This is a genomic window from Synechocystis sp. LKSZ1 (assembly GCF_040436315.1).
Classification (GTDB): domain Bacteria; phylum Cyanobacteriota; class Cyanobacteriia; order Cyanobacteriales; family Microcystaceae; genus Synechocystis.
The window spans coordinates 2,990,275-3,006,922 of sequence record NZ_AP031572.1; the positions used below are offsets into that span (position 1 = coordinate 2,990,275).

General features: G+C 51.2%; 15 protein-coding genes. 6 read left to right on the plus strand and 9 right to left on the minus strand.

Features of this window, described 5'->3' with window-relative positions; all coding sequences use genetic code 11:
• Nucleotides 1-22: 22 nt before the first annotated feature.
• From ABXS88_RS13610 to ABXS88_RS13620, 3 genes are all read right to left on the minus strand, one after another.
• Nucleotides 23-169: a high light inducible protein gene (locus ABXS88_RS13610; RefSeq protein ID WP_353672586.1), complete on the minus strand. Its 147-nt coding sequence runs from the start codon at nt 167-169 to the stop codon at nt 23-25.
• 131 nt (nt 170-300) lie between these two features.
• Nucleotides 301-1,341, minus strand: coding sequence for a polysaccharide pyruvyl transferase CsaB (gene csaB, locus ABXS88_RS13615; RefSeq protein WP_353672587.1), 1,041 nt, complete (start codon nt 1,339-1,341; stop codon nt 301-303).
• Between the two features lie 88 nt (nt 1,342-1,429).
• Complete coding sequence (locus tag ABXS88_RS13620; RefSeq protein ID WP_353672588.1) at nt 1,430-1,723, minus strand: 2Fe-2S iron-sulfur cluster-binding protein; 294 nt, start codon at nt 1,721-1,723, stop codon at nt 1,430-1,432.
• Nucleotides 1,724-2,171: 448 nt separating this feature from the next.
• On the opposite strand from ABXS88_RS13620, the gene ABXS88_RS13625 reads away from it, so the two are divergent.
• Nucleotides 2,172-3,164, plus strand: a complete 993-nt coding sequence (locus tag ABXS88_RS13625; RefSeq protein ID WP_353672589.1) for a Gfo/Idh/MocA family oxidoreductase — start codon at nt 2,172-2,174, stop codon at nt 3,162-3,164.
• 417 nt (nt 3,165-3,581) lie between these two features.
• On the plus strand, nt 3,582-5,060 hold the full coding sequence (locus ABXS88_RS13630) for an iron uptake porin (protein ID WP_353672590.1): 1,479 nt from the start codon (nt 3,582-3,584) through the stop codon (nt 5,058-5,060).
• On the opposite strand, the gene ABXS88_RS13635 is transcribed toward ABXS88_RS13630, so the two are convergent.
• The 4 genes from ABXS88_RS13635 to ABXS88_RS13650 form a co-directional block, all read right to left on the minus strand.
• On the minus strand, nt 5,057-6,142 hold the full coding sequence (locus ABXS88_RS13635; protein ID WP_353672591.1) for a glycosyl transferase: 1,086 nt from the start codon (nt 6,140-6,142) through the stop codon (nt 5,057-5,059). The genes ABXS88_RS13630 and ABXS88_RS13635 overlap by 4 nt on opposite strands.
• The gene (locus tag ABXS88_RS13640) at nt 6,139-6,666 is read right to left on the minus strand and encodes a DUF4330 domain-containing protein (protein ID WP_353672592.1); all 528 of its coding nucleotides are present in this window, start codon (nt 6,664-6,666) and stop codon (nt 6,139-6,141) included. Before ABXS88_RS13640 ends, ABXS88_RS13635 begins: the two co-directional genes overlap by 4 nt.
• Before the next feature lie 161 nt (nt 6,667-6,827).
• On the minus strand, nt 6,828-7,520 hold the full coding sequence (locus tag ABXS88_RS13645) for a hypothetical protein (protein ID WP_353672593.1): 693 nt from the start codon (nt 7,518-7,520) through the stop codon (nt 6,828-6,830).
• Nucleotides 7,521-7,586: 66 nt separating this feature from the next.
• Nucleotides 7,587-8,171, minus strand: coding sequence for a hypothetical protein (locus ABXS88_RS13650; protein WP_353672594.1), 585 nt, complete (start codon nt 8,169-8,171; stop codon nt 7,587-7,589).
• Nucleotides 8,172-8,401: 230 nt separating this feature from the next.
• Here ABXS88_RS13650 and ABXS88_RS13655 point away from each other — a divergent pair, with 230 nt between their 5' ends.
• Complete coding sequence (locus ABXS88_RS13655; protein ID WP_353672595.1) at nt 8,402-9,610, plus strand: HhoA/HhoB/HtrA family serine endopeptidase; 1,209 nt, start codon at nt 8,402-8,404, stop codon at nt 9,608-9,610.
• Between the two features lie 2 nt (nt 9,611-9,612).
• On the opposite strand, the gene ABXS88_RS13660 is transcribed toward ABXS88_RS13655, so the two are convergent.
• A complete protein-coding gene (locus ABXS88_RS13660; protein ID WP_353672596.1) occupies nt 9,613-11,766 on the minus strand; it encodes an EAL domain-containing protein in 2,154 nt (717 codons plus the stop codon).
• Between the two features lie 148 nt (nt 11,767-11,914).
• Here ABXS88_RS13660 and hemW point away from each other — a divergent pair, with 148 nt between their 5' ends.
• Nucleotides 11,915-13,123 carry a radical SAM family heme chaperone HemW gene (gene hemW, locus ABXS88_RS13665; protein WP_353672597.1) on the plus strand — a complete coding sequence of 403 codons (1,209 nt, stop codon included), beginning with the start codon at nt 11,915-11,917 and terminating at the stop codon, nt 13,121-13,123.
• A 12-nt stretch (nt 13,124-13,135) separates the two neighbouring features.
• On the opposite strand, the gene ABXS88_RS13670 is transcribed toward hemW, so the two are convergent.
• Complete coding sequence (locus ABXS88_RS13670) at nt 13,136-14,206, minus strand: MraY family glycosyltransferase (RefSeq protein ID WP_353672598.1); 1,071 nt, start codon at nt 14,204-14,206, stop codon at nt 13,136-13,138.
• A 218-nt stretch (nt 14,207-14,424) separates the two neighbouring features.
• On the opposite strand from ABXS88_RS13670, the gene hemE reads away from it, so the two are divergent.
• Both hemE and ABXS88_RS13680 read left to right on the plus strand, forming a co-directional pair.
• Entirely contained in the window at nt 14,425-15,480 is a 1,056-nt protein-coding gene (gene hemE, locus ABXS88_RS13675; protein WP_353672599.1) for a uroporphyrinogen decarboxylase, read from the plus strand.
• Entirely contained in the window at nt 15,468-16,571 is a 1,104-nt protein-coding gene (locus tag ABXS88_RS13680; RefSeq protein ID WP_353672600.1) for a HAMP domain-containing sensor histidine kinase, read from the plus strand. The genes hemE and ABXS88_RS13680 overlap by 13 nt, the downstream gene beginning before the upstream one ends.
• The last annotated feature ends 77 nt before the right edge of the window (nt 16,572-16,648 follow it).

The following is a 16,648-nucleotide window of genomic DNA, read 5'->3' on the forward strand; positions in this document are numbered from 1 at the left end:
ACCTAATTAACTGGGAGAAATTTTAGAGAATACCGAAGAAGTGCAGTACACCCTGACCCGAAACGAGTTCGAGGATTAAAGCAGCGGAGAAACCGATCATGGCCAGGCGGCCGTTCCAGTTTTCTGCGAAGGTGGTAAAGCCGAATTTGCCGTTAGTTTCGTTGTTCATAGCTCTAAGAAAGTAAGATTACGATCCGCAAGGGGTAATGTAAATAAATGTAACAGTCTATTGTCAAAAGCGCAAGGGTATGGAGATGAAGATTTGCTTATCAGAACCATTACCTGGGTTACGCTGGGGATTTAATTGGCACAGAGACGGGTCAAGAGCGTTCGGTGTTCAGTGGCCTGTTGCCGGAGATTTTGGCGCTCTTCTTGGCTGAGGGCCTGATTGTCCTGGAAATAGGCCTGCCAAGTTTCGCTGATTACCAGGGCATCGGTGGGTAGGGTCTGGAGTTCCCATCCCGGTAGGCCCACATCCTGCATCAACTGCTTTACCTTGGGGTCGTAGCTGAGGGCAAAGCAGGGACTACCCATGGCGGCGGCCATAATCAAGCTGTGCAGACGCATACCAATGGTCAAGCGAACTCCCTGAAACAGGGCCATTAATTCTCGGGGGTCTTCACGGTAAACAATTTGATAATTTCCGGGTAGATGGCGGGTCAATGCTTCGGCCATGGCCCAATCCTGGGATTTTTGGAAGGGAACCAGGCAGATATGGGCCTGGGTAGCGTTTTGAAAATCTCGCAGTGCTTCTCCTAGGCATTGCAGGCGTTCCGGCGTCAGAGAAGGATGGCGACGCAAATTCACCGCCACGCGATTCTCTGGTAGGGCCAGCGAGCCATCTCCCGGTTTGGCCTGCAAGGCCCAGACGGGATCCGGTGCCAAGAGGGCCGGAATATGCCATTGTTTGAGCAAAGCAGCGGAGGCCTGGTCTCGCACGCTCACCTCAGAACACCGTCCCAACACCCACCGGGTTAACCAGCATGTCCAGGGCCGACGGAGAGGGCCAATCCCCTGGCCCCAGGCCAGTGTTTGCAAACCAAGGCTTTGGGCCAGGGCCATTAAGCCAGCATAGTAGAGGGGACTCGTCCAACTGGTGGCATCCTGCATCAAACTCCCCCCGCCCCAAATGAAGAGATCGGCTCGGCGCAATTGTTGCCAAATTTCTGGCCAGGCCCGAGCCGGACAAGCCTCTACACCGTAGCGTTCCTGGGTCAGAGCCGGGTTGGCCGACAGTACAACCGGTGTGACGTTAGCAGGCAGCATCTGTAAAAGCGTTACTAATAGGGCCTCATCGCCGCCATTGCCTTGGCCATAGTAGCCACAAATCATCGCCCGCATCGGCCGTCTCCTAGAGATGGTTTAAGATTGTGAACTTAATTAAAAACCCCCCTTAAGGAGGGGGGCCAGGTATAAAACCCAATGCAATCTAGTAGAGGTCTTCTTCTTTATGGGTTTCGATGGTGCAATCAGAAGTGGGGTAGGCCACACAGGTGAGGACATAGCCTGCTTCGATTTGATCGTCATCCAAGAAGGATTGATCAGACTGATCGACAGAACCAGACACGATTTTACCGGCACAGGTAGAACAGGCCCCAGCACGGCAGGAGTAGGGGAGGTCTAACCCTGCTTCTTCGGCAGCATCGAGGATATAGGTATCATCCGCGCAATCAATGGTTTGAGCACCATCGGGAGTTTGTAAAGTAACCTTATAGGTTGCCATGGGTCGTTCCTCTTCTCAAATAAGACAGTAGGTATAGATTCTCGGTGAAGCTAACCATGTTAAAAATAATGGCCTAATGCTTCAAGGAGCAAAGTTCACTCTCGATACTACGGGAAAAATCTGGTCGCAACGACTTGCATTAGCAATGAGATTCAGAGTCTTTTATAAAATAATTTTTTCTTATATTTACGCTTTTGGATTCATCCGGCAGGGCCTGAGGCGATGGTTGACCCGGTTCATACCCGTATAATCCCCTAGAAAAGTGAATTTAGGCGACTTGAAAAGGCGTTTTTTGCCGACCAATCACCTTAGAAAGCCAGACTTAGGGGTCATAAATTGTTACTTCGGCCAGGCAAGACAGGAATTTTTGTCCCGGAGGGCCGCTTTAACTTGATCATGAAGATAAGCATTGCTAATGTTTCATTTGTTTAATCATGGAAAATTCCCTATGACTCTCCAGTCCCCCCTCGTCGTTGGCATTATTGGTACGGGCTTTGCGGCCAAACGTCGCGCCGAGGCCTTTCAAGCCGATGCCCGCAGTGTTCTACGCTGTGTAGCCGGCCATACCGCCGCTAACACCGAAGCTTTTAGCCAAGTCTTTCAGGTTTCCATGGCCTCGTCATGGCAGGCCTTGGTTGAACAACCGGATCTAGATCTAGTGGTGATTGCCAGCATGAATCAAGACCACGGTGCCATGGTGCAAGCGGCTCTCTCCGCTGGTAAACACGTCATTGTGGAATATCCCCTCGCTTTAGACTACCCCACGGGCCGGGCCCTGGTCGATCTTGCTAAAGCTCAAGATAAGCTTTTACACATCGAACACATTGAACTGCTGGGAGGCGTCCACCAGGCCCTCCGGCGCTATCTCCCTGAAATTGGCACTGTATTTTCCGCTCGCTACGCAACGGTCATGCCCCAACAGCCGGCCCCCCGTCGTTGGACTTACCATCGAGAACAATTTGGGTTTCCCCTAATAGCGGCCCTATCTCGGCTCCATCGCCTCACGAATTTATTTGGCCCAGTGCAAAGGGTCGCCTGTCAAACCCGTTTCTGGCCAGCGGCAACGCCGGATTACTTCCAGGCCTGTTTGTGCCAGGCCCAACTGCAATTTGAGAACGGGATTTTAGCCGAAGTCGTTTATGGCAAGGGGGAGGTCTTTCACCACAGCGACCGGCGTTTTCTGGTTGAAGGAGAACAAGGCGCCTTGGTCTTTGACGGGGAAGAAGGGGTTTTAATCCGAGGAGAAACCACCCAGACCCTAGAAGTAGGAAGCCGCCGGGGCCTCTTTGCCCAAGATACTCGTATGGTTTTGGATTATCTATACGAAGGAACCCCCCTCTACGTTCGTCCCGAAGAGAGTTTGTATGCGTTAAAGGTTGCCGAAGCCGCTCGACAGTCAACCGTAACGGGTTGCTCTCAAGAGATAGCTGAGATTAATTAGCAATTAACTGACTAGGTTGATCTATAACAATCTTTTACCCATTTTGGCTCCGAGGTTTGGCAACTGGGTCTCCAAACCTCGATTACATCACAGGTTCTTCCTCTACTCTCCTCATGACAAGTTTTCAGCGAATAGGCATCAATAGAGCTTGATTAATTAAGTCCATAACCTTGAGACAAGCCAATGGCAATCGGCTTCAGCCAGTAAGGAGAGAAATTTATAGCTTTTTGTCAATGGCACTTGTAAGCTATAGAAATGAGAATTACTTGTAATAGTGAGGAGTGCTATAGCCGTATGTTTCGTCGCCCCTTAATTGCTTGCCTGGGATTTCTAACCGGAGTCAGCTTGGGATCATCCCCAGTAGTACTGGCTAGTTCGCTGGACGCCGTCATTTCCGACTCTCTAGAATCAGCCAGTATGGATCAAATCACCAATGTTTCTGAACTAAGGGATGTCCAGTCCAGTGAATGGGCCTACGAGGCCCTAAAGAGTTTAGCGGAGCGCTATGGCTGTATTGTCGGCTATCCCGACCGAACCTTTCGCGGCAATCAGGCCTTGAGTCGTTGGGAATTTGCCGCCGGCCTCAACGCTTGTATGAATGTCATGGAACGCCTGCTCCAGGAAAATGTGGCGGTTCTGCGGGAAGATGTGGACAAGCTCAAGCGTCTGATGCAGGAATTTGAAGCAGAATTGGCGGCCTTAGGAGCCCGCATCGATAATCTAGAGGCCCGCACTGCTTTTCTTGAAGACCATCAATTTTCCACCACGACTAAACTGACAGGAGAAGTGGTCATGGCCCTGAGTGGCATTGCCAGCGGTAAACGGGAGTCGGGTGCAGAATCCATTCCCCGTCTTCCCACCTTTGGCCAACGGACGCGCCTCGAATTTAACACCAGCTTCACCGGCCAAGATAATCTCTACACCCGTTTGACCAGCGGTAACTTGCCAGAACTGGCGGAAACGGCGGATACCTTCCAGGCCAAACTGGGGTTTACTCAACCCGACAACAACAACTTGAGACTAGAAGTTTTGTATTATAATTTTCCTCTGTCGGATAATGTCCAAGTCTGGGTAGAGGCCACGGGCGGGGCCTTCGACGATTTCACCAATACCGTCAACGTCCTGGATGGCGATGGGGCTCTAGGGGCCTTTTCGGCCTTTGGCACCCGCAACCCCATTTACTATCTAGGCAAGGGGGCTGGTTTAGGCTTTCAGGGCATCTGGAATAATTTGGAATGGAGCCTGGGCTACCTTGCTAGCAACGGCAACGACCCCAGCCAAGGACAGGGCCTCTTCAATGGAGCCTACGGGGCCATCGCCCAGGTTGGCTATAGCTTTGATGACCGCTTGCAACTGGCCCTGACCTATGCCCACGGCTACAACACCCTGGATACAGGGACGGGCAGTCTGCGGTCTAATTTCCAATTTTTTACCGAAGACACTTTTGGCCAGGCGGTTCCCACTAGTCATAACGCCTACGGCCTAGAAATGTCCTGGAAACTAGCTGATAATTTTGTCCTGGGCGGTTGGGGAGGCTTCACTAAGGCCCAGACCCTTGCCGCCATTGAAACCGAGGATTTTAGCATTGGCCGTGGCAGTCTCGATATTTGGAACTGGGCCGTCACCCTCGCCTTTCCAGACCTGTTCAAGGAAGGTAATTTAGCCGGCATTATCGTAGGACAGCAACCCTGGTTGAGTGCTTCTAACCTGGCCTTTCCGGAGGCGTTATCAGCAACGGATCTCGATAGTTCCCTGCACCTAGAGGCCTTTTTCCAATGGGCCATGAGCAATAATCTCTACATTACGCCAGGAATTCTAGTCATTCCCAACGCCGATTACAACAATGCCAACGGGACGCTCGTCATCGGCACGATCCGCACCACCTTTACTTTCTAAGCCCTTTTTAGGCCTTCCTTCAGAACCGCTGTGGCAATGGTTTCGGCCCCTTGCTTGTCTAACCGTTGTTCGCAACGGGGAGGGTTGGGGGCCTGCTCTAAAAATTGCCAATCCCCTTGAAAAAAGCTTTCGGTGGCCACAATTTGATGCTGGCCGTAATCCTGGAGGCCTTCTAGAAGAATCGGTGCTTCCGCAAAGCCCTCCCGTGTCAAGGAAACGACTGGTATCTCTAGGCGCAGGGCCTCAGCAAAGGTGCTATAACCCGGCTTGGAAATTACCCGGCCACAGAGGGGCATAAAATCTGCCGGCCGATAGCAGGGATCATCGATTTTTCGGAGGTTGGGCAGGGCCGGGGCCTGACGATCAAAGGTAATAAAATCCCAATCGGGCCACTGGGCCAGTGTTGCGTAGGGAATGGCCCCCAGGCCTAGGCCGCCAAAGGTCAATAATACCGTTCGTTCCCTGCTTTGTTTAAGGTTGAACTGTTCCCGCAAGGCCCTTTCTCCGTAGCGGGGGTTACCTCCGGTCAGACCCACATTGATGCGGTGGGAAAAAATTTGCATGGGTTCCGCCAAGGGCAGACGAAAGAGCCGGTCACAGGCCTGATAATCCTGCTCGATCTGCTGGACAATGCCGGCAAAGGGTTCCCCCCAGGCCTGATAGATAAAATTCCAGCCAAAATTCCCAATCATCCAACAAGGGACACCGGCCTGATGAGCAATGGAAACGGCCAGGGCCGGAATATCCGCCAGTACTAAATGCACCCGATTATTGCGGAGATAGTTGGCTTCGTTGGCCACGAGGCGGGATTTGTGTTGATAGATGGCTTCCATGGCCTGGCGAGTTTGCGCGAGATCCATGGTCAGACTATCGGCCTGGATCACGCCCACATCTAGCTGAACGGGCCGATGGATAAACTCCCCTTCTATATAGGAAGCCAGTAACCAGCGCGGCGACGGACTAGCGAGAATCAGCAAGACTTCAGGACAGGCCCGTTGGATCTGGTTAGCAATACAGGCCAGTCGCACTGCATGGCCAAAACCATGCCCGGTAATCGCACAGTAAACCGTTGGCCGGCTCATGGGGCCTGAATGTTAATGACGCTGGCGTTGAAGTTGTAGCCCTTGCCTTCTAGTTCTAGTACGGTTCCCACTTTAATTTTTTGATTGCCCAGCACCACACCCGTTGGGGTGATTTCTGCCTTGCCAGTGAGGGTCAAGATCAGGTCATTGCTAAAGGCCGTTTCGGGGCGGGGATCGGGCAGGGCCTTAACGGAACCATCGGGTTGGGGAATGGCCAAATTGCGAGGCAGTTCTTCTACCTTCAGGATTTCCACCTGACCAGCGGGCTGATTACGAATGATGATGTTAGTTTGTTTTTCCGTTTTGAATTCGTCCATCAGGGTCTGGACATTTAAAACATTTAGGCCCCGAACAATGGCGGCAACTTCAATGGGTTTCGTTTGTACTTGGGCCACCAAACTTTTGCCAGAGGTTCCCGGTAGGACGAGAATTCCGACTACGACCAGGATGATGACGAGGGCGGCCCCGAGGTCTAAAACACTAATTTTGCCGAATAGACGACCTTTACTATCAAGGATTTTCATGGAAATTGCTGTTACCTAAAACCAGCCAAAGCCTTGGTATTCTACCATGGGGCCTGTCGGCAACGCCGCGTAACACGGTGGTCTACCAGCATGACGAGAAAAATCCATAAGACAAAATAGTGCAAAAAACTCCCCAGAAAGAAACAGCTCCGATGTTATCCCTAATCCGACGGCCTTGATCCGGCTAGCTGCTGCAATTGTGCAACGATATAGGCCTTGACCTCTTCAGCTACTTGGAAAATCCCTGTGCCTAGGGTTTGGCCACTGGGATCCGCACTATAAATAACACGCTGATACCGCCCGGTTGCGACTAAAGACCGAATCACCTCCAAGGCCTGGTCAATTACCTGTTGATGGGAGGTTGTTAAACAACTATAGCCCTGGCCCTGGGAGCCCGTGGGGATTCCCGTCGCCCGAGGCGGTGCTTGACATTGGTAGGGACGAATCACCGCATTGCCGCCCCCTCTAGCGCATCCTAATGATGAATCCGGGTCTTGTTGATGGGCTAAAAATTGCTCTTCATTATCATTAAATATAAATAGAGCATCTTGATATTCTGGTTGCTCAATCATCCAGCTAAAATCACCGATTTGATGAGGGCCGGTATAAATACTCCCTAGAACCTGGATGTTAGGTAGAGAAGCCGATTCAGACACCGAAGAAGTCAGGGATTCTGTTTCTAACCAAGGAGAATCATAATGATGCCACGGTAAAATGGGGGCGTTGGGTAGCTCCTCTGTCAGCACGGTTATGTTGTCCAAATCCGGCGCTGGCAAGCGAATTGGACTATTGTTTTCTGTCGGCTCCGATGCGTGGGAGTCGTCGGGCTGGTAAGTAGGGTGAGTAGAGTCCATAGAGCTAAGGTTAATCACAACTTCAAAAGGCCATCTAGACAAACAAGACCAGCAATACCAAACCGCCTAAGCAAATAAAAAATAGACCGTCATCATATGCAACAGAATAGTAACGGCAACAATCCAGGTGACATAGGCTGAAAAACGCAGGGTTTCTGAAACATCATCGAGACGCTGTTTGTTGAAATGATAGGTCTCGGCTAAATTAACCAACATTTGTAGCTGATAATCACCAGTGCCCAGGCCGAGATAACGCTCTAGGAGCCGCCGGTCTTCTAGGTTGGGGCTAACTGCGGTCTGGCGTGGCAAAAAAGCTTGAATCAACAGCGTAAAATTAATCAAAAAACCTAGCACTTCAACCATACTGAATAGGCTCAGCACAGAGGCTAAATGGGAAATACTAAGGGTGGTTAATAGAGCCCCGTTGGCCACAAAGAGAATATTTAATTTCGTCGTCAGAATTTGATTCTGCTCACGTTGGATATCTAGCACCCGGCGAACATCCTGAGCGGCCAGTTCCAGGGTGGTGGTGGAAAGACTAACCGCTGTCAGAGGAGGAATGGCTGTTTCAAGGTTAGATGAAGGAGATGCTGGCTGGGCATGGTTGAGGGAGAGATCATTGCTAGCTAGAGGATGAACGGCGCTGGTCATGGTGAAGGAGGAACTATTGGGAACGTGGACGATAGTCCCCTCTCCTTCGATTGTAGGCAGTGACCTATTTATTCTGCCAGCACCACAAATCCTTCGCGAATGCCCCTAGGTTATCTGACAAGAGCCATTGTCCGCTAAGGCAGTTTGAACGACGGCCCTATCTTTCTCTCCAAAGTAAAAACACTAGAATAAGATTAAAATTCCTCTTACCGTTTTAGGCTGACCCACCGATGAGCTTAACGACCAAACAACTTAGTACTGCGCTCTGTCTTCTGTTTCTCGGTGGAGGGGTAGGGGTTGCCGGGGGATACTATCTCTTGCCCACGGTGGCATCGCGGCCATCCAGTCCTGGGCCCTTGTCTTCTAGTCGCTTACCCGTGCTACCGCTGGTGCCCCAGAACCAAGCACCCAATGATTTAAACTTTATCGCTAAGGCTGCTCAAAAAATTGGGCCGGCAGTCGTTCGGATTGATGCGGCTCGCGAGGTCGAAAGTACGAATGATTTTCCCTATGATCACCCCTTCTTCCGGCGTTTTTTTGGTAAGGAAATGCCCCACCACCCAGAGAAAGTTGAACGGGGTACAGGATCAGGTTTTATTCTGAGTGCCGATGGCCGGGTCTTGACCAATGCCCACGTGGTGGAAGGGGCCCAGCAAGTCAAAGTGACCTTGAAGGATGGTCAAGTTTACGAAGGACACGTTGTCGGTGTCGATCCGATGACAGATGTTGCCGTTGTCAAAATCAATGCCCAGAATTTGCCGGTGGTGGTGTTGGGCCAATCCGATAACCTGGCACCGGGGGAATGGGCCATTGCCATTGGTAATCCCCTAGGCCTGGATAATACGGTCACCGTAGGTATCATTAGTGCCCTTGGCCGTTCCAGTTCCGAGGTCGGCGTTCCCGATAAACGGGTTAAATTTATTCAAACGGACGCGGCAATTAATCCGGGGAATTCTGGTGGCCCCCTCCTGAATGCTCAAGGAGAAGTCATCGGCGTCAATACAGCGATCCGTGCCGATGCCCAGGGCCTGGGTTTTGCGATTCCGATCCAAACGGCCCAACGCATTGCAGAACAGTTGTTTAGTCAGGGCAAAATAGAACATCCTTACCTAGGAATCCACATGGTTACCCTGACTCCAGAAGTCCAACAGGAACTGCTCAAGGCGAAGGATCTTCCCTTTTCCCTCAAGGCCGACCGGGGGGTTTTGATCATTCGCGTGATGGAGAATTCTCCTGCTGTGCAGGCCGGATTAAAACCCGGCGATATTATCGCCTCAGTGGGCGGGGTGAGCGTCAATACCGCCGCTGATGTCCAAGAACAAGTGGAGACCAGCAAAATTGGAGAGGCCCTGTCCCTAGATATTCATCGTGGCCAACAGAATCTTTCTCTGGCTGTTCGCCCGGCCCCCTTTCCTCATCAGGCCCCAGGGAATCCCTAGGATTATGACTCTGGTGAAACAGGCGCTTGTCTAGGCTCCGCTAGGGCCAATTGAAAGGGTTGGTCACTCCAAAGTAGCGTTAATTGTTGGGGGGGGATCGCTGGACAAAAATAGAAGCCTTGACCATAATCACACTGTTCTTGGCAGAGAAATTCCCATTGGGCCTGGGTTTCAATCCCCTCTGCAATCACCTGAAGCTTGAGTTGGTGAGCCATGGCAATCATCGCCTTTACCCACTCTCTGGTTTGCTCCTGTTCCGGTAATTCCTGGATCAAAGACCGGTCAATTTTGAGCATGTCGAGCTGGCATTGGCGCAGGTGGCTCAAGGCCGAAAAGCCAGTCCCAAAATCATCAATAATTAAGCGGGCTTTAGCCCCTTGGAGCTGGCGAATACTTTGCAGGATATCGCCCTGGTCGGCCATTAAAATGTGCTCGGTAATTTCTAGGCCGAGTCGTTCTGGCCGTATCCCACTGTTCTTGATGGCTTCGTTGAGGATGTCGAGGAAATAGCTATCCCGTAATTGGCGCGGTGAAATATTAATGCCTAACCACTGCACCGGAAGCTCGGTTTGCCATTGGGCGCCTTGCTGACAGACCTGCTGTAGCACCCATTCCCCTAGCTCCACAATCAGACCCGTATCTTCAGCAATGGGAATAAATTGAGTCGGGGCAACCTCACCAAAATCGAGATGGTGCCAACGCAGGAGGGCCTCAGCCCCAACCACTTGTCCTGTATTTAATTTAATCAAAGGTTGATAGGCTAAATTTATTTCATGGCGAGCCAAAGCGTGGCGCAGGGCCGTCTCCAAGGCTAATCGACGCTGGGCCGCCTCATTCATGTGAGAGGTATAAAATTTGAAACGATTTCGCCCCGCGTTTTTGGCGGCATACATCGCGGTATCGGCGTTGCGGAGTAAAATTTCAACTTGCTGGCCATCATTGGGAAAAACAGTTACGCCAATACTACCATGGACAAAAATTTCATGACTGCCTAGCACTATCGGTTGGCGCAAAATATTGAGAATACGCTTACAAATGACCGCTAGATTCATGGATTGCTTGAGCTTAGTCGCCACAATTAAAAACTCATCACCACCCAAGCGAGCTACTGTATCAAAATTACGAACACAGCGCTGGAGTCGTTGAGCAACCTCTTGGAGAAGCTTATCTCCCGCATCATGACCCAGGGTATCATTCACTTTTTTAAAATTATCTAGGTCAATAAAAAGAACACCAACTTGATAATTATTATGGGAACCATCTTCGATGGCCTGTTGCAGACGATCCTTCACTAGCGCGCGGTTGGGCAGGCCCGTTACTACATCATAGTTAGCCTGTTGTAGGAGGAGGGTTTCCTGTTGTTTTTGAAGGGTAATATCTTCCTTGACGGCAACGTAGTGGGTAATTTCTCCCTGCCCATTACGAATCGGCGAAATGGAGGCTCTTTCCCAGTAAAATTCTCCATTCTTTTTGCGATTATGAAATTCGCCATGCCACTCTCCACCAGCGGAAATCGACTGCCAGAGGGCTTGGTATTCACCCATAGATGTATGGCCTGACTTTAAGACACGGGGATTCTTACCCTGAACTTCTTGGAAACTGTAACCGGAGAGTGCTTCAAACTTGGGGTTAACGTAGGTGATATTGCCGTATAGATCCGTAATGACAATAGAGACGGGACTCTGTTCACAGGCCTGAAAAAAGAGACGATTTTCTAAGTTCTTTTCCTCTAGAGAAAGATTCTTAAGTTGTAATTCTCGGTGGAGGCGAGATAGTTTGAGATGAAGTTGAATGCGAGTTCTCAGATCGATGAAGTCGAAGGGCTTGGTGATATAATCCACGGTTCCCAATTCCATTGCCTGTATTTTTATCTGCTGTTTCTGATCTCCCTGGGAAGATAGCAGAATAATCGGTGCAGCTTGGGTATGGATAATGTATTTTAGGGTCTTAACTAGCTCGAATTCTTCAGGATCGGCAACGGATGTATCTAAGAGAATAATTTCGGGGGAAAGGGTTGCTAACAGATCGAGGCCCTGTTCTTTGGTGATCGCAGTCACCACCGTCCAACCGCTCTCTAGCAAGAAATTTTCTAGGACTTGCAGACTAGAGTGATCCTGATCAACAAGTAAAATATTGATACAACTCGATTGATCCATAAAGATACAGCTATTTGACCAGGGCCAATAATCCCTAATTATTAGTTTAAAGTGATTGAATGAGGGCAAGGCCCCAGGATTTGCTTAAATTTCGTTAAATATTTATGGGGCAAGCATCTCATTCCTCAACTACTACTCCTTGCTGCCCATGATTGTATCGACTTCTACCGCGGCCTACCTGCATCTTCCCTTCTGCCGACAACGTTGTTTTTACTGCGATTTCCCGATTGCCGTGGTGGGCCACGGTGCCCCTCTAGCTTTCTCCGGTTGGATTTTGGAGTATGTGGAAGCGGTTTGTAAAGAAATCCAGACCTGGCAATCTTTTCCAGTGCAACCCCTCACGACTATTTTCTTTGGCGGTGGCACCCCTTCCCTACTGCCCCTTGAGGGCCTATCTTGCCTGTTAGATTGTCTAGAGCAGGTCTTTGGCTGGGACACCGATGTCGAAATTTCCCTGGAAATTGACCCAGGCACCTTTACTCTGCCGCAACTCCAGGCCTATCAAGATTTGGGGGTAAATCGCTTTAGCCTAGGGGTTCAGTCCTTTCAAGACTCTCTGCTAGAAGGGATTGGCCGCCATCACCGCCGGGCCGATATTGACCAGGCCATTGACTGGATATATCAGGCTGAGGTTAAAAACTGGAGTTTGGATCTGATCTCCGGCTTACCGAACCAGGGCCTGGAAGATTGGCAAAGGAGTCTCTACTTTGCTTTAACCGCTAAACCATCCCATCTGTCCTGCTATGACTTGGTGATCGAACCCAACACGGCCTTTGGCAAACAATTGCAACCTGGAACGGGCCCCCTCCCCACCGATGAACTCACGGCCCAAATGTATTGTCTGGCCCAGCAAACCCTGACCAAGGCGGGTTATCACCACTACGAAATTTCTAACTATGCTCGGCCGGGCCAGGAATGTCGCCACAATCAAGTCTATTGGCACAATCAAAGCTACTACGGTTTTGGCCTGGGGGCCACCAGTTACCTCCAGGGCCATCGCTTTCAGCGGCCCCGTACTCGTTCAGCCTACTACGCCTGGCTACAGCAATGGCGAGGGCAATCCGGTTCTATCCCCGGTGAGACAGTCAGTGCCACGGAACGGCTCCTGGAAACCCTGATGCTGGGTCTCCGCTTGGCCCAGGGAGTGACGCTTCCTGCCCTCACATCCGAACAACAGAAGGCCCTGTTTAAAGCCCTTGGTTCCCATCAACAACGGGGTTGGATCTCACTTCTCGATGCCGAAAGCCAGCCCTGTGATCACCCCCAGGCCCTGCACCACCTGCAACTCCAAGACCCGGAGGGGTTTCTTTTTTCCAATACAGTCCTGACGGATATTTTTAACTGCCTGACCGAGTGACGGGTTCTCTGTCTACTCCTCTTCCTCCTTACGACTATTGCGCCAGACCTGCCAACCAAGGTAAATCAATAAACAAGTGGCCCCGATGGCAAAACCCCAGCCACTGGGAATGTTAGAAAAACCAAGGGCCAAACTACCAACCCAGAGGGTGAGGGCATAGATAAAAAGCACGGTGAGGCGATGGGAAATACCGGCCTTAATCAAACGGTGGTGCAGGTGGCCCTTATCGGCCACAAAGGGAGATTTGCCCTTGAGCAGACGCGAAATGATCACCACCGACATATCCAGCAGCGGCACGGCTAGGACTAAGTAGGGTAGAAGTACTGCTGTCACGGCAACCGTCGTCACCGCCGCCACCTTGACCAGGCCAATTACCGCCACCCCAGCCAGGGTAAAGCCCATAAAATAGGCCCCGCCATCCCCCATAAAAATCTGAGCCGGGTTAAAGTTGTAGCGTAAAAATCCCAAGGCCCCACCCGCCAGGGCCACAGCAATCAAAGCCGCCGATGATTGCTCCATAAATAAACAGAGCACAAAGAGCACCACGGCAGAAATGCCGCAAACGCCTGCTGCCAGGCCATCCAGGCCATCAATCCAGTTAATCGCATTGGCCATTCCCACCAGCCACAGCACCGTAATCGGCAAACTCAACCAACCAAGTTGGATCAGATCAAAAAAGGGCAGGGTTAAAAAATCAATGCGGACTCCCATGCTCCAGACCAAAGACGCAATACCAACCTGGGCAATCAGGCGAGAAAACGCACTGAGATTGAAAAGGTCATCAATCAGGCCAATGCTAAAAAAAGCAATCCCACCAAGGGTCACGCCCCAGACTTCCCATTCCCGATGAACAGGCAGCGAACCAAAGGCCCCCAAACACCAGACCACTACCAGGGCCACCAAACTACCGCTAAAAATACCAATCCCTCCCAGACGAACCATGGGCCGCTGGTGCATTTTGCGTTCGTTGGGTTTATCGACGTAGCCGGTCTTTAACCCAACTTGTTTGATGATGGGAGTCAGCCACCAAACCACCGCAATGGAGAGAAAAAATGCAATCAGATAATACTGTTCCCCTAGCATGGGCGTGGCAAACTGTTAAGGATCATTGAGTCAGAGTTTAACCCATTGCAAGGACGATTTAGCAGAATTTTTGGGCAAGGTTTTTAGCCAAAATCAAGAGCCCACTGGTCTTGGTTATTCCCCCGAATCCCATGGGAATGTCGGCCCTTAGCCCCGGCCGGATCGGCCCAAATGATAAGCTAACAAAAGCGTTATAGAGACCATCATTTGGAGTGTTAATGACAGACCTATTAGAAACCCCCTACCTATTACGGGTTGCCCGTGGCGAAATTGTGAAACGTCCTCCGGTGTGGATGATGCGCCAAGCGGGCCGTTATATGAAAATATATCGAGACCTCCGGGATAAATATCCCAGTTTTCGTGAGCGTTCAGAAAACCCAGACCTGGCCATTGAAATTTCCCTCCAGCCCTGGCGAGCCTTCCAGCCGGACGGGGTGATTATGTTTTCCGATATTCTCACACCTCTACCGGGCATCGGCATTCCCTTCGACATCATTGAGAGCCGTGGCCCGATCATTGACCCACCGATTCGAACCCAAGAACAGGTTGATCGTCTCACTCCCTTCGATCCTGAAGCCTCCCTGCCCTTCATCAAGACCATCTTAAAAACCCTCCGCCAGGAAGTGGGCAATCAATCTACGGTACTAGGATTTGTCGGCTCTCCCTGGACTCTGGCCGCCTATGCTATTGAGGGCAAAAGCTCCAAAGATTATAAAGTAATCAAGCAAATGGCCTTTTCGGAGCCGTCGGTACTACACAGCTTTTTAAGCAAATTAGCCGAGGCTATCGCCACCTATGTCCGCTACCAGATTGACTGCGGTGCCCAGGTGGTGCAGTTATTTGACTCCTGGGCGGGCCAGTTGAGCCCCCAGGATTACGATACTTTTGCGCTACCTTACCAGCAACAAGTCGTCAAGGCAGTCAAGGCAACCCATCCCGACACGCCCCTCATTCTCTACATCAGTGGTAGCGCTGGGGTGTTAGAACGTATGGGCCAATCCGGCGTAGATATTGTCAGTGTTGATTGGACCGTGGACATGGCCGATGCCCGCAAACGCCTCGGCCCCACCATGAAGGTACAGGGCAATATCGATCCCGGTGTACTTTTGGGTTCCCATGACTTTATCAAAGAACGGATTCTCGATACGATCCGCAAAGCTGGCCAGGGCGGTCATATCCTCAACCTGGGCCATGGTGTGCTGGTGGGAACGCCTGAGGAGAATGTCCGGCATTTCTTTGCCACCGCCAAGCAAGCAGACCAGTGGCTCGACTAGGCTTGGGAACTCGCCTATTTTTATCCCACTTTATAGTGATGTTAGTGGGCCTGGGGAGTTTTGTCATTTTAGCTAAACTTTCCTCGCCCCGCATGTTTGTACTACATCTGGAGAAGCTTGAGAATCAAGGGTTTATTACCGTCCGCTCCGCTCGTACTTACTTGGTTCGGGGTTTTGAAACAGCCTGGAATAGCAGTGCTATTTGGGCCATTATCTTTGGGGCCAGTGCCGCTGGGGGCCTGAGTTATCTGGCCGCCGAACGCATTACCAAGCCCCTTAATCAGCTCAAGGACGTAACCCAAAAATTGGCGGCGGGGAATTTGGAGGAACGGGTGGCGGAAAGTGCCATTCCCGAATTTAATCAACTGGGTCAGAGCTTTAACCGTATGGCCCATAGTCTGGAAAACGTGGAAAAGCGGCGACGAGAACTGATTAGCGACCTGACCCACGAATTGCGGACTCCCCTCACCGTTGTACGGGGCTATCTTGAAGAATTAGCCGATGGCAGTATTACCCCCTCGGCGGAACTCTACCAGCGTCTGGTGCGAGAAACCCGTCGTCTGGAACGTCTCACCAGTGATTTGCAAGAATTGTCCAAGGCCGAAGCGGGCTATTTGTCTATCAACGTTCAGCCAGTGTCATTGTTACCGTTATTGCAGGGCCTGGTAGAGAAATTTCGTGACCAACTCCTGGACGAGGGCCCGATTTTGCGCTTAGATGCTCCCACCGAACTGCCTCAGACCCTGGCGGATCTAGACCGCACGGAACAAATTCTAGTCAACTTGCTGGGCAATGCCATTCGTTACACCGAAAAGGGCAGTATTCTCTTGAGTGCTTGGCAGGACAAAACTGACCCCCGCAAACTATGGATCGCCGTCACCGATACGGGGGCCGGTATTAGTGCTATAGACCTCCCCTACGTTTTCGAGCGATTTTGGCGGGCCGATAAATCCCGTTCTCGGGGTTCTGGTGGCACGGGCCTGGGCCTGGCGATTACGCGGCGTCTGGTGGAACTCCAGGGAGGGGAAATTTTTGTCAGCAGTACTCCCGGCCAGGGGAGTCAGTTTCGTTTTTATTTGCCGGCCCTGTGATACCCAATCCCTGAAGTCTGACGACCCCACTGACCCTACCCGTCCTCCCCTTGGCAAGGAGAGGTGCCGGAGGCGGA